The 13,009-nt window shown below is 54.2% G+C and carries 11 protein-coding genes; 6 read left to right on the top strand and 5 right to left on the bottom strand.

The window, feature by feature from the left end:
* Both J7I43_RS05740 and J7I43_RS05735 read right to left on the bottom strand, forming a co-directional pair.
* Complete coding sequence (locus tag J7I43_RS05740) at positions 1-381, bottom strand: SRPBCC domain-containing protein (protein WP_209144151.1); 381 nt, start codon at positions 379-381, stop codon at positions 1-3.
* Between the two features lie 11 nt (positions 382-392).
* On the bottom strand, positions 393-1,229 hold the full coding sequence (locus J7I43_RS05735; RefSeq protein WP_209144149.1) for a CvfB family protein: 837 nt from the start codon (positions 1,227-1,229) through the stop codon (positions 393-395).
* 190 nt (positions 1,230-1,419) lie between these two features.
* On the opposite strand from J7I43_RS05735, the gene J7I43_RS05730 reads away from it, so the two are divergent.
* Complete coding sequence (locus J7I43_RS05730) at positions 1,420-1,623, top strand: cold-shock protein (RefSeq protein ID WP_146864444.1); 204 nt, start codon at positions 1,420-1,422, stop codon at positions 1,621-1,623.
* Positions 1,624-1,815: 192 nt separating this feature from the next.
* Here J7I43_RS05730 and J7I43_RS05725 read toward each other — a convergent pair whose 3' ends face one another.
* On the bottom strand, positions 1,816-2,559 hold the full coding sequence (locus J7I43_RS05725) for a DUF4846 domain-containing protein (protein ID WP_209144147.1): 744 nt from the start codon (positions 2,557-2,559) through the stop codon (positions 1,816-1,818).
* Between the two features lie 82 nt (positions 2,560-2,641).
* Between J7I43_RS05725 and J7I43_RS05720 the strand changes: the two genes are divergently transcribed.
* From J7I43_RS05720 to J7I43_RS05700, 5 genes are all read left to right on the top strand, one after another.
* Positions 2,642-3,532, top strand: a complete 891-nt coding sequence (locus J7I43_RS05720; RefSeq protein WP_209144145.1) for a LytR/AlgR family response regulator transcription factor — start codon at positions 2,642-2,644, stop codon at positions 3,530-3,532.
* A gap of 39 nt (positions 3,533-3,571) precedes the next feature.
* Positions 3,572-3,928, top strand: coding sequence for a bleomycin resistance protein (locus J7I43_RS05715; RefSeq protein WP_209144143.1), 357 nt, complete (start codon positions 3,572-3,574; stop codon positions 3,926-3,928).
* Positions 3,929-4,125: 197 nt separating this feature from the next.
* Entirely contained in the window at positions 4,126-6,876 is a 2,751-nt protein-coding gene (locus J7I43_RS05710) for a TonB-dependent receptor (protein ID WP_209144141.1), read from the top strand.
* A gap of 12 nt (positions 6,877-6,888) precedes the next feature.
* Positions 6,889-8,127 carry a parallel beta-helix domain-containing protein gene (locus J7I43_RS05705; protein ID WP_209144139.1) on the top strand — a complete coding sequence of 413 codons (1,239 nt, stop codon included), beginning with the start codon at positions 6,889-6,891 and terminating at the stop codon, positions 8,125-8,127.
* Between the two features lie 9 nt (positions 8,128-8,136).
* A complete protein-coding gene (locus tag J7I43_RS05700) occupies positions 8,137-9,165 on the top strand; it encodes an SO2930 family diheme c-type cytochrome (RefSeq protein ID WP_236023330.1) in 1,029 nt (342 codons plus the stop codon).
* Position 9,166: 1 nt separating this feature from the next.
* Here J7I43_RS05700 and J7I43_RS05695 read toward each other — a convergent pair whose 3' ends face one another.
* Positions 9,167-9,937: a sulfite exporter TauE/SafE family protein gene (locus tag J7I43_RS05695; protein ID WP_209144135.1), complete on the bottom strand. Its 771-nt coding sequence runs from the start codon at positions 9,935-9,937 to the stop codon at positions 9,167-9,169.
* Positions 9,938-10,009: 72 nt separating this feature from the next.
* Entirely contained in the window at positions 10,010-12,853 is a 2,844-nt protein-coding gene (locus J7I43_RS05690) for a M16 family metallopeptidase (protein WP_209144133.1), read from the bottom strand.
* Between the last annotated feature and the right edge of the window lie 156 nt (positions 12,854-13,009).

Raw genomic sequence — 13,009 nt, 5'->3', positions numbered from 1 at the left:
CTATTCTTCGTAAAAATCGATCAGCGAGCCGAAATACGCGTCTTTCCAGCCTTCCGTGATATCGTCGAAATCTTCGTCGGGAATGTTGCTGTGTTTCAGCTCGGCGGAGGTGCCTTTTTTATGCGGGTGCAAAATAATGGTTACGATGGAAGGGGTTTCCTGTTCCCCGAAATACCATTCCTGCACGATTTTCCGGCCTTCCTCGAATTCGAGGTTGCGCCCGGAAATGCTGCCATCCCAGAGCGAGAACTCTGAGCCCGGCTCGGTGCTCATTTCCACCTTGTCGCCCGTCCACAGCTGGATGGTGGGCGCGTAAGTGAGCGCGCGGTACACTTCTTCCGGCGGGGCCGGTATCACGAAATGCTGCTTAAAATCTTTCATAATGTGTATTGTTACGCGCCTTCCACCAGCTGGATGCCGGTTTTGGTGAAAGCGATCTTTTGTTGTTTGTATAAACTGCCCGTCGTCATTTTAAACGTTTTTTTGCTCATGCCGAAAAACGCGTAGATCTCTTCCGGGTCGGACTTGTCGTGGTAAGGCAGGTAACCGTCGTGCTCGCGCAGCAGCCGCAGTATTTTCTCGCCTTCGTCTTCCACTTTTTTGTAGCCGGACTGCCCCGCCACCACATCCACTTTATTCCCTTCCTTCACGGCTTTTACAAAACCCTTGAAGCGGTCGCCGATATCCATCGGTTTGAACTGGTCGCTGTAATGCAAAATGCCGGTGTGCAAGTTGTTGATGATGCAAACGAAACCGATGTCCGTCCGGCGGTAGATCACCAGGTCCACCACGTCTTTTTCCTTTACGGTAAGTTCTTCATTGCTGAGATACTGATCGATCTTTTCGGTGGCGGCCACACGGCCGGTGAGTTCATCCAGGTAAATGCGCACGAGGTATTCCTGCCCGTTGACCATGGTGGAATATTGCTGCGATTTGGGCACGAAAAGGTCTTTCATCAGTCCCCAGTCGAGGAAAGCGCCTTGCGGCGTAGTGCTTACGGCTTTGAGGCTCACGATGTCGCCCACGATGCCGAAAGGTTTGTCTGTAGTGGCGATGAGCCTGTTCTCGGAATCATGATAGAGGAATACTTCCAGCTCGTCGCCGGGTTTTGTGCCGCGGGGCACATAACGTTTGGGAAGAAGGATCTCCTGGTCGCCGCCGTCGAGGAACACGCCGAAGTCCGTTTCTTTTTTCACTTTTAATAGGTTGTAAGCACCCGTTCTGATCATGATTTTCTGGTATAATTGGCGCAAAGGTACAATAAAATAAATGGGGCAGGAAGGTGAAAAAGCACACATGATCGTAATATCACATCTATAAACAACTATTTCACAGCGCGCGGAAATTGTATTTTCTAATATTAGGTGTAACAGATTATTAATCATACCTTCGTGACCATTTATTTTTAATTTTTACACAATGGAACAAAAATTCACAGGAACTGTAAAGTTCTTCAACGAAACCAAAGGTTTCGGTTTCATCAAACATGATGAATCAGCAAAAGAAACCTTTGTACACGTTAATGGTCTCATTCATGAGATCCAGCAGGATGACCGCGTGGAGTTTGAACTGCAGGAAGGAAGGAAAGGCATGAATGCTGTTAATGTTAGACGCATCGATTAAGCTTGCTTAATATATCGTTTACCGGGCCGGTCAGATTTGACCGGCCTTTTTTTTGTGCCTGCATGATGTTTTTTTCCCGTTCCAGGGGCGGACCAGGTCCGGCTCACCTATAACGCTCCCTCGCTGTGGATTTAGCTTTCGTATATCTTTCCGATACTTTTCCCGCTTTGTTAAAATAGTATAACGTGTTTGTCATTTGAAACGCCGCAGCGACCCTGCGGGGAAGTCCCATTCCGGCGTTTGCAGCGCCTGTTGCGGCGTGTTGCCGTACCATGGCGAGGAAGAAGCGGGATTTTTCAGGATATGGATATCCTGCGCGGGCATGTAACTCTGCGCCAGCAAAAAGACGCGCTGTCCTCCGGCGTTCTGCGCCACGTCCATCACGATCACGGCGTGGCCGGGCGAGCCGCCCTGGATGAACACGTCGCCCGGGTTTATTTCCGTGGCGGGTTTCAGCTCGCGTTCGAGCGAAAGCGTGCCGGCGTAAGCAAACACAGTTTCGAGGTATTGCTCGAAACAGGCGCGGGTATTGCAGGCGGCGGCGCTGCATTTGCGCACGAGGCGGTTGCCGGACAGCACGAAACGGTCGCCCTTGCGCCAGCCTTCATAATCCATCAGCGTGCCGTCTGTGGCATGAAACACAATATGGCCGTACTCCCCTTTCGAAAAACGGAATTCAGCGTACAGCCGCATCACCGCGTCCGCGCATTGCTGAAGGTCCCGTTTGCCCACGGGAATATCGAGCACCGCGTATTGCGCCTGCTGGTTGTTTTTGGGGCGACCGTTGAAAAGATAGACGGTGTTGTTCGGTTTGAGGGAAGTATTGCGCAGCCATTCGCCGAAGGAGCCTTGAGGCTGGGGAATGCGCTGGAAACCCTGCGGCGCGGCGATGGCGCCGGTGGTGAGCGAAACAATGTACAAGGCGGTCAGGAACATGGGATCGTTTTGAGGAAGATGCAAACGGGAAGAAATTTCATAATTCAAAAAAGAATTCTACCTTAAATGCAAATCCACGCGCATGAAAAACACGCTCACTATCCCGATGAACGGCGGCATGGCGCTGCCCGGCTGGCTGAAAGCGCCTTTTCACCTGCTGGACCCTGTGGGCAACAGGATTTTCCTGATCCTGTTCTGCGGGGTGTTCAGTTTTCTTTTCATGTACATCTTCTCTCCTTTTAACATGAACCAGTGGTATGGCGGCGGACCGCTGACGGTGGCCGGGGTGTTCGCCTCGTTTTCGCTGTGCGGCATCGCGGGCATGGGTATTTCGCAGTTCGGGCTGGTGAGGCTGAAGGGGAAAAGGCCGCTCACGCATATGCAGTTCCTCTGCTGGTTTACCGGCGAAGTGATGCTGGTGGCGCTGATCGTGAACGTGGTGAATGTGAGCCTGCACGATTACCTGGAATTTTCGTGGCCGGAATATATGGATACGCTGAAATACGGCTTCGGGGTGATGGCGCTGCCTTATGCCATGGCGTTGCTGTGGTTCCAGGGGCGCGCGGCCGCGGGGAAACTGAAGCACCTTGCCCAGGCGCCCGTTCCCGCTTCCGCAGTTATTCCCGAAGAGCTGCATATCCGCGACGAATACGACAAACTGGCGATGACGCTGCATCCTTCCAGCCTGCTGCTGCTCAAGGCGGAAGATAATTATGTGCATGTGTATTACCGCAATGGCGGCGCGGTGAAAAAGGAACTGATCCGCAGCTCGCTAAAGAAGCTGGAGCCGCAGCTGGCTGGCTACGGTTTTGGAAGGGCGCACCGGTCTTACATGGTGAACCTTTCCAAAGTGCTGCTTTTCAAAAAGAACGGCAAAGCTTATACGCTGCTGCTTGACGGGCTGAACGAAATCGCCGTGCCGGTATCCACTTCTTACCTGCCGGAATTCCAGCAAAGGTTTACGCCGGACTGATTTCAGGGGAACGAACGCATTACGATACACAAAAGAAATATGCTTACAGCCATACATCCGAAATTACCCATGCGCAACAAAGCCGCAACAAGGGCCTTCTACATCGGTCAGTTAGGTTTCCGGGAATTTGGAAATGCCGACTATGCGGGCTACCTGATGGTGGAAAAAGACAATATCCACATTCATTTTTTCGAGTTTAAAGCGCTTGACCCGGCAGAAAATTACGGACAGGTCTATATCCGCACAAACGATATCGACGCCTTGTATAAATCCCTGCTGGACAATAAGGTAACCATTCATCCCAACGGGAAATTGGAGGCTAAGCCCTGGGGGCAGAAAGAATTCGCCCTGCTTGACCCCGACAATAACCTGCTGACTTTCGGACAGCCGGCATAACAAAATCTTCACTGTTTCCTTTTTCCCGCGGCAGCAATATTGCAGGGATTCAACCTGTTATGCTCACCGGTTTACCCCGGCAGGGAAATTTCACCCCGCAACTCCCTCCCTTCACCCCGGAACGGCCCTTACCCCCTGCGCCACAGCCCCCTTTTCCCTAATATCGCTGCTACCATTCCAACCAAAATACCCTGACCATGATCAAAACGATGCTACTGTCAGTCTTCGCTTTTTGCGCCGCCATAACCGGGGCAAACGCCCAGCACGTGATCTCCGGCAACATCCGGAACAGCACGACGGGCGAAGTGATCCCCGCCGTGTCTGTCAAAGCCCAAAACACCCCCTACGGCGATTATACCAACGACCAGGGGAATTTCCGTTTCACCGTTCACGCGCCCCTGCCTCTTACCCTCGTGATCAGCTCCATCGGCTTCACCAGCCGCGAAATTGCCGTCACCAATACCGAACCGCTGAAAATAACGCTGGAGCCCGCCTCCATCCTGGGCAACGAAGTGGTCGTGTCCGCCAGCCGCCACGTACAACGCAAGATCGAATCGCCGGTCACCATCGAAAGGATCGACAACAAAGACATCATCAATTCCGCGCAGACCAATTATTACAACATGCTGCAGGGACTGAAAGGAGTAGACATCACCACATCGAGCCTCACCTTCACCACCGTTACCACCCGCGGCTTCAATACCAGCGGCAACACCAATTTCACGCAGATCGTGGACGGGATGGACAACCAGGCGCCCGGCCTCAACTTCCCGCTGGGCGCTTCCATCGGGCTTACCGAGCTGGATGTGGACAACCTCGAAGTGCTCTCCGGCGCGTCTTCCGCCCTGTACGGCTCGCGCGGGCTGAACGGCACCATGGTAATGACGGGCAAAGACCCCTTTAAATACCAGGGCCTCAGTTTTCAAATCACACAAGGCGTAAACCACATCAAAAAAGGAAAAGGCAACGACCCCATGGGGCCTTCGCCGTATTACGACTGGACGGTGCGCTGGGCCAAAAAGATCAACGACAAGCTGGCCTTCAAAGTGAACGTACAATACACCCTCGCCAAAGACTGGCTGGCTGCGGACACCAGCAATACCAACAGCACCGGCACTAAATACACCGACCCGAATTATAACGGCGTGAACTCCTACGGCAGCAAAACTTCCGTAGACATCAATCCTTTCCTGGAAGCCGCTCTTGCGCAAGACCCTTCGCTGGCGCCCATTATCGATCCGCTGCTGGAGAAACCTTCCAACTACGTGGCGCGCACCGGTTACCCGGAATACGGTTATCTCAGCAACGAAGCCAAGCTGCTGAAACTCAACGCGGAAGTGCGTTACAAGATCCGGCCCCGGCTGGAAGCCATCGTATCCGGCACTTACGGCAGCGGCAACGCCGTGTACAGCAACGACACCCGGTACGCGCTCACCGGTTACAAGATCAGCCAGTACCGCGCCGAGCTGAGGAGCGAACAATGGTTCCTGCGCGGGTACACCTCTCAGGAAAATTCCGGCAACACGATCATCGCCAGTCCTACCATGCAGCTGCTCAACGAAGCCTGGAAGCCCAGTTTCAACCCTTCCACCATGGACGGCTGGTACCCGCAATACACCGGCGCGCTGCTGCAGGCGCTGGCCACAGGCAGCAGTCTTGACGAAGCCCATTGGGCGGCCCGCCAATTTGCCGACCAGGGACGGCCCGAAGCCGGCAGCGCCACGTTCAACCGGCTCAAAGACAGCATCGCAGGGCTGCCCACCTCGCAGGGCGGCACGCTGTTCCTCGATCGCAGCAGGCTGTACAACGCCGAGTTCCAGTACAATTTCACGAAACTGGTTTCCTGGGTGGAACTGATCGCCGGACTGAATTACCGGATGTACAAGCTCGATTCGAAAGGCACGCTTTTCCCGGACAAAAACGGCCCGATAGACGTGGCGGAATACAGCGCCTATGCGCATCTTTCCAAAAAATTGATCGACAACAAACTCAGGCTGGGAGCGGCTTTCCGGTACGACAAAAACACCCTGTTCGAAAAACCGCGCATCACCACCCGGGTTTCCGCCGTGCAGGAAGTGGCGAAAGAACATTTCATCCGTTTTTCATACCAGAACGCGTACAGTTTCCCGTCCAACATCCAGAGCCTGCAAAGCACGCTGGTGGATTACAATTCCTACGCTTCCGGCGGCTCGGGCAGGCTATTGTACGGCGAGTACCAATTCGACGAATACCCGCCCTACCTGCTCAGCAGCGTAACGGAATACCAGCAGACCGACGATCCCTCGAAACTCGAGCGGTTCAACCCGAGAGACATCAAACCGCAGAGCGTGGACGCGTTCGAGCTGGGATATTCCGGTCTTTTCGGCAGCTGTGTGCTGGTAGACGTACTGGGATATTACAGCACCTGGAAAAATTTCATCGGGTATGTAAACGTGGCCAATACGCCCGGTACGGACGATGTTACGGCCTTTAAGGAGCGCAGTAAATATATTTCCTATAATATTGCATATAACGGCGCGGAAAAAGTGAATACGTACGGATATGCCGCCAGCGTGAGCGTGGACCTCAGCCGCAACTTCATGGCGAAAGCCAATTTCTCTTCGGATTTTCTCAAAAACAGGAACAACAGCCAGATCAATAATTTCAACACGCCCAACTGGAAGTTCAACGTGGAATTCGGCAATACGGGTTTTGGGAAGAACCAGGTATTTTCTTTCAACACCAGTCTCCGTTACCGCCCCGCGTACTTTTATTCCATCGGTTTCGCGAGCGGCACGATAGACGCGAATGTAGTGCTGGATGCACAGGTAAGTTATAAATTGACCAAAGCCCGCTCGCGCATCAAGCTCGGCGCCACGAACCTGACGAATAAATATTATTACACCGGCTTCGGCAGCCCGGGCATCGGCGGGGTGTATTACGCAACGTTCGCTTACAATGTTTTTTAAAAAAATATCATCATGCGATACTCTATTCTACTGTTAGCCCTCCTGGCAGGATGCGCGGCACCCGAAAAACAGCCTGAAGACGGCTACAAAACACGGCTCAGCTTCGGCCCCGGCGAAGAAACGAAGATCACCGAAGCGTTCCTGACCATGACGGACAGCAGCAGCCTCGAGCTGAAAGCAGGCACATACAAATTCAATAACCTCAGCCTCGTGCAGCTGAAACACATCCGCATTACCGGTGCCGGGCCGGATAAAACGCTGCTGGACTTCTCCGCGCAAACGCAGGGTGGCGAAGGCATCCGCGTGGCCGAAGTGGAAGGTTTCGAGATCAGCGGCATGACCATCAAAGATTCCAAAGGCGACCTGCTGAAAGTCAACAAAAGCAAAGACGTAACCATCTCCAACCTGCACGCCGTCTGGTCCGTATCCGATTCCACCAGCGGCGGCTACGGCATTTACCCCGTGCTTTGCACGAACGTGCTGGTAGAGAACTGTTACGCACAGGGCGCATCTGATGCGGGCATTTACGTAGGGCAGTCCAACAAAGCCATCGTGCGGAAAAGCAAAGCTTTTAAGAACGTGGCCGGCTGCGAGATCGAGAACACGACCAACGCCGAAGTGTACGACAATGAATTTTACGGCAACACGGCAGGTTTCCTCATTTTCGACCTGCCGGACCTGAGCCAGCGCGGCGGGCAGGTGAAGGCGTACAACAATTTCATCCACGACAACAATGAAAGGAACTTCGCAAAATCCGGCAGTTTCGGCACTACCTGGGGCGTGGGCAACGCGGCGCCCGGCAGCGGGGTGATCATCCAGGCCACGTCGAACATCGAGCTGTACAACAACCGCGTGATCAACAACAACTCCAGCGCGATCATTCTCGTGTCCGGTTTTTTTGTAGATGAAAAGGCCGGTGAAAAGATCAATGCGAATTATTTTCCCATTTCGAAAAACGTACTGATCCACGACAATACGCTGGAAATGGGCGACAAATTCCCGGAACCGGTGTACACGCACCATACGGGCAAAATACTGGTTGCCATCGAGCAGGCCATGAAACAGCGCATTCCCATGATCGTGTACGACGGTATTTCCACCAATATGCTGACGCAGGAAAAACACCTCAATCCCGATTCCATCTGCATCCGGCAAACCGGCGATAATTTGTTCGTGAACGTGGACGCGACGAACATGGGCAAACCGAAATGGAGCCCGTCCACAGACATGACCGCTTTTACCTGTAAATAATTTTTTGTGATGAGATTTTTTGTGATCGTATTGATCCTGTCTATGCCGACCCTTTACAGCTGCGGGCCTAAAAAACCCGCGGCTCTTCCCGTTTTTAAGGAAAAGTTGTCTGACTACGGATTTTTTAAAGGAAAACTGAACGAACTGCAGCCGGAAGCCCGCGTACACCGATACGAGCTGGCCACGCCGCTGTTTACCGATTATGCGCTGAAAGACCGTTTCATCGTGCTGCCCGAAGGCACCGCTATGCAATACCGCGACAGCGGGGCGATCGATTTCCCGGCGGGCGCCTATATCATCAAAAACTTCGCGTACCGCGACACGGCGGGCAGAAAGGTCCTGATCGAAACGCGGCTGCTGCACAAAGACGCGCAGGACGGCAAATGGAAAGTGATGAACTATCTCTGGAACGAACAGCAGACCGACGCCGATAAATGGATCGCCGGCAAACAGCTGCCCATTACCCTGCTCGACGATCACAACCAACGCGTAAGCACCGTGTACCAGATGCCGAACACCAACGATTGCAAACGCTGTCATTCCAGCAACGGCACGCTGCTGCCCATCGGCCCGAAAGCGCGCAACCTCCATTACGGCGAAGGCGAACAATTGCTGGCATGGGCCGCCGCAGGCATTTTACCGGGCATGCCGGACATTGCGAAAGTACCTGCCCTTCCGGTGTGGACAGACAGCCTGCATTTCACTGTCCCGCAGCGCGCCCGCGCCTACCTGGATGTAAACTGCGCCCATTGCCACACCAAAGGCGGTGATGCGGACAATACCGGCCTGTTCCTCGAATACGACCAGCAGCAGCCCGCGCACCTCGGCATCCTGAAAGGCCCTGTATCCGCGGGCAACGGCGCCGGCGGCCTCGATTTCGACATCGTGCCGGGCAATGCGGGCGCTTCCATCCTCGCCCATCGCATGAACAGCACCGAACCGGGCACGGCCATGCCGGAACTGGCAAGAACGCTGATACACAAGGAAGGCGTCGCCCTCATCGTGCAATGGATCAACGAGATGAAGCAGGAACGATAGATCATTTGAAATACAAACGGTAGATATCCCAGGCGAAACGCAGCATGGTGGCCAACACCACGCCGAGGAAAAACAGCCTGATGAACTTGTTGCCGCGCAGCAGGGCGAGCCTTGTGCCGAAGTACGCCCCGGCGACGTTGCAAACCGCCATGGGGATGGCAAACTGCAGCAGCACATGCCCTGTGCTTCCGAAAAAACACAGTGCGGCAAGGTTGGTGGAGATATTGATGAGTTTGGCGCTCGCGCTGGCGTGCAGGAAGTCGTAGCCCATGCAGGTAATGAACATCAGTATAAAAAAAGTGCCCGCCCCCGGCCCTATCAGCCCGTCGTAAAACCCGATAATGAAGCCAAACAGCAGGCCCAGCAATAGCTGCGTGTTGGTGCTGTGCTCGCGGCCCGTGGGCTGGCCGAACGTTTTGTTGAAATACGTGTACGCCGCCACGCCGAGCAGCACGAAAAAAATGACGGGTTTGGTGATGGAATTGTCGATCAGCGTAACGCAATACGCGCCGAGCAGCGCCCCGCTGAAGGCCAGCATGGCCACAAAAGCTACCAGCCGCCAGTTGAGCCGCACATGCCGCGTATACCGCCATGCGGCGAACGCGGTGCCGGACATGGAAGGCAGTTTGGTGGTGCCCAGCAGCGTAGCCACCGGGTATTGCGGCAAGATCACCATCAGCGCGGGCGTTTGCAGCAATCCGCCGCCGCCCACGATCGCATCGATAAAACCCGCCCCGAATGCCACCAGGCACAGCAACAATATCTCCGTCATGGCCGCGAAATTAATCAAAAAGGGCTGTCTCTTGTGCGAGACAGCCCTTTTCAGTATTTAACCTGTTCAGGATTATTTTTCAGGCATCAGCACTGCTTTGAAATAGTTGGCGTTGCTGAGATATTTGTTCGCCGTTTCTTTCACGCTTTCGGGCGTTACTTTTTGCAGGCGCTCGTTTTGTGTAAGCACGGAAGTCGGGTCTTCGCCGTCTTTGATCTTGCTGGTGAGGTAGTTCAGCCAGAAGCCGTTCTCTCTCAGGCTCACTTCCATGGCCCTGCGGCTTTCCGCTTTGAATTTCTCCACGTCTACCGCGGTAGCGCCTTCTTTTTTGATCTTCTCGATCTCGTCGAGCGTAGCGGCCACCAGTTTGTCCACATTCGCGGATGCGCAGCTGAACGAAATAGTGAGGCCGTAGTTGGCGTAAGGCAGTTTTTCGTAAGCGATGCCTACGTTCGGGCTGTACACACCGCTTTCTTTTTCGCGGAGGCGCTCCAGCACTTTAAACTCGAGGATGTCGCTGAGGGCGCTGAGCTGCATGTTGGTCTGCGGCGCAAATTCGTATTCGCCGTAGAAGAACAGCCGCACCTGCGCCTTGTCTTCGATGCCTTTTTTTACGATGCGGGTGGTGTTGCCGGTAAGCGGGCGCACGCCGCGGTCTACGAACTTGCTGGTACCGTTCGCTGAAGGCAGGCCGCCCAGGTAGGTTTCCAGCAGCGGCGTGACCTGCGCCACATCGAAGTTGCCCACGAATATGAAGGTCTGGCCGCTTGCATCCGCAAAACGGCTTTTGTAGAACTCGAAGGAACGGTCGAGGCTGATCTGGTCCAGGTCTGCCACGGTCGGTTTTTTCTCGCGCGGGTTGTTGGAAGAGAACACGGCGGCGATGGTGTCGCCGAATACGTTATCCGGCGCATCGTCTGCATTCTGGAGGAACACTTTATAATCGTCCATGTTCTTTTTGAACGCCACCGGGTCTTTGCGTGGGTTGGTAGCGTATGCGTACACCAGCTGCAGCGCGGTTTCCAGGTCTTTCGGCGATGCGCTGCCGCTGAAACCTTCGTACAGCTCGTTCAGGTAACTTGAAGCGCCCGCGGTGGTGCCGGCCAGCATTTTGCGCAGCGTGGTCACCTCGAACTCGCCGATGCCGTCGCCGGGAATATTGCCGGCATAGTTCATCGCTTTGTAATCGTTATCGGATATCAGCGAGGTGCCGCCGGGGCGGAAGGAGGTGAACATGATCTGGTCGTTCTTAAAATCGGTCGGTTTGAGGTATACCTGCACACCGTTGCTCAGCGTGAGTTTGGTTACGCCGATCTTTTCGATCTTGTCTGTGCTCACCACTTTGCCCGCAGCCGGTTTCTTTTCCAACAGGGGTTTGTTCACGGCCTGGTCTACATAAGCGGTAAGACCTTTGCCCGCGTTCTGCAAACCTTCCAGCAATTGCGCGGCGGTAGGCAGCTTGTCTTTATCTTTTTCCGGCGCCTGCACCAGTACGGTCACGTTTTCTTCCTTCACCATTTTTTTCGCGGCTTTGTTCACATCGTCGAGCGTGATCTCTGCCAGGAATTTTTTGGTGAGGTTATAACGTACATCCGGGCTGATTATAGGCGATTCGTACATGAAGTTTTTCAGGTAAGCCTGCACGAAGCTGGCGGAAGGAATTTTGTCTTTTTCCTTGTAAGCCCTTTCGTTGGCCGCATCGATGTTCTTTTTCACCACTTCCAGTTCTGATGCGGTAAAACCGAATTGCGCCATTCGTTCGGCTTCCGCCATTACGCCGGCCAGTCCTTTGCTGATCTCTGAAGCGTCTTTGGTAACGGCGATCACGGAGAGCGCGTTCAGCCCGTTCACCAGGCCGCCCTGCCAGGGGCCGTAGCTCAGCTGGCCTTCCACGAAGGGCGCGGTGCCTTTCTGTTTCAGCTCCTGGATGCGCGTGCCTACCATGGCGTTCACCATCGATACGATCATGCCGCTTTTCACGTCCGCGGTAGTGCGGGTGGGTTTGGAATGATGACGGAAGGTAACGGCAGCCACGTTGTAGGGAAATTCTTTGTCGGTGATGAATTTCACCATCGGTTCTTTATTATCGGGTACCCCGTACACCTGGTGCGGTTTGGCACCGGCGGGATTTTTCAGCGAACTGAAATTTTCTTTGATCAGCGCTTCCACCTGCGCAACATCGAAGTCGCCCACGGCGATCACAGCCTGCAGGTTGGGGCGGTACCAGTCTTTGTAAAAAGATTTGATCTCCTGGTGCCTGAAGTTCTGGATAATGTCCAGTTTGCCGATGGGAATACGCTCCGCGTAGCGGGAACCATGCAGGATCACCGGCAGCGCTTCCTTCTGCATGCGCGACTGTGCATTTTTGCCTCGCTGGCGCTCTTCTTCCACGATAATACCCCTTTCCTCGTCGATGTCCGTGTCTTCCATGCTGATGTGCCCGGCCCAGTTGGCGAGGATCTTGAAACCGTTGTGGAACAGCGCCGTGCTGTCTGTCGGGATGGGCAGCTGGTACACGGTCTGGTCGAACGACGTATAGGCGTTGAGGTCAGCCCCGAACTTCACGCCCGCTTTCTGCAGGTAATTGATCAGTTCGTTTTTGGGAAAATCTTTGGTACCGTTAAAGGCCATATGCTCCGTGAAGTGCGCAAGCCCTTGCTGGGCGTCGCTTTCCATGAGGGAACCCGCTTTGAGGGCCATGTACAGCACTGCGCGGTTGCGGGGCTCTACGTTGCGGCGGATGTAATAAGTGAGGCCGTTTGCCAGTTTCCCGATCTTCACATCGGGATCGGCGGGGAATTTCTCTCCAGTGGCGTTTTTTGTGGTGGCCTGCTTGGGCTGGGCCAGTACAGGGTTTTCGGCAAAGGAGAAGACGCTTGTGGCGGCAAGCGTCAGCAATAGAAAGTTTCGTTTCATAAACAGTGACTTTTGTTACCGGTTGGTTTTAGGGGCCGAATATACTCAGATTCGTTCATTCCGCCCTAAAGTTGTTACACGACCGGTACGAATCGCCCGGCGGAAGGAAGTTTCTTTCCGCGGAAAGGTCTGGATAAGTTGAACGGCCGCCTGAAA

Source organism: Chitinophaga chungangae, assembly GCF_017742215.1.
Classification (GTDB): Bacteria; Bacteroidota; Bacteroidia; order Chitinophagales; family Chitinophagaceae; genus Chitinophaga; species Chitinophaga chungangae.
This window is presented reverse-complemented; position numbering and strand designations above follow the sequence as displayed.

Excerpts from the sequence above, each read along its gene's own strand:
- J7I43_RS05695 (WP_209144135.1), bottom strand. The coding sequence starts at position 9,937 with ATGACGGAGATATTGTTGCTGTGCCTGGTGGCATTCGGGGCGGGTTTT.
- J7I43_RS05725 (WP_209144147.1), bottom strand. The coding sequence starts at position 2,559 with ATGTTCCTGACCGCCTTGTACATTGTTTCGCTCACCACCGGCGCCATC.
- J7I43_RS05715 (WP_209144143.1), top strand. The coding sequence starts at position 3,572 with ATGCTTACAGCCATACATCCGAAATTACCCATGCGCAACAAAGCCGCA.
- J7I43_RS05730 (WP_146864444.1), top strand. The coding sequence starts at position 1,420 with ATGGAACAAAAATTCACAGGAACTGTAAAGTTCTTCAACGAAACCAAA.
- J7I43_RS05740 (WP_209144151.1), bottom strand. The coding sequence starts at position 381 with ATGAAAGATTTTAAGCAGCATTTCGTGATACCGGCCCCGCCGGAAGAA.
- J7I43_RS05705 (WP_209144139.1), top strand. The coding sequence starts at position 6,889 with ATGCGATACTCTATTCTACTGTTAGCCCTCCTGGCAGGATGCGCGGCA.
- J7I43_RS05700 (WP_236023330.1), top strand. The coding sequence starts at position 8,137 with ATGAGATTTTTTGTGATCGTATTGATCCTGTCTATGCCGACCCTTTAC.
- J7I43_RS05690 (WP_209144133.1), bottom strand. The coding sequence starts at position 12,853 with ATGAAACGAAACTTTCTATTGCTGACGCTTGCCGCCACAAGCGTCTTC.
- J7I43_RS05720 (WP_209144145.1), top strand. The coding sequence starts at position 2,642 with ATGAAAAACACGCTCACTATCCCGATGAACGGCGGCATGGCGCTGCCC.
- J7I43_RS05710 (WP_209144141.1), top strand. The coding sequence starts at position 4,126 with ATGATCAAAACGATGCTACTGTCAGTCTTCGCTTTTTGCGCCGCCATA.
- J7I43_RS05735 (WP_209144149.1), bottom strand. The coding sequence starts at position 1,229 with ATGATCAGAACGGGTGCTTACAACCTATTAAAAGTGAAAAAAGAAACG.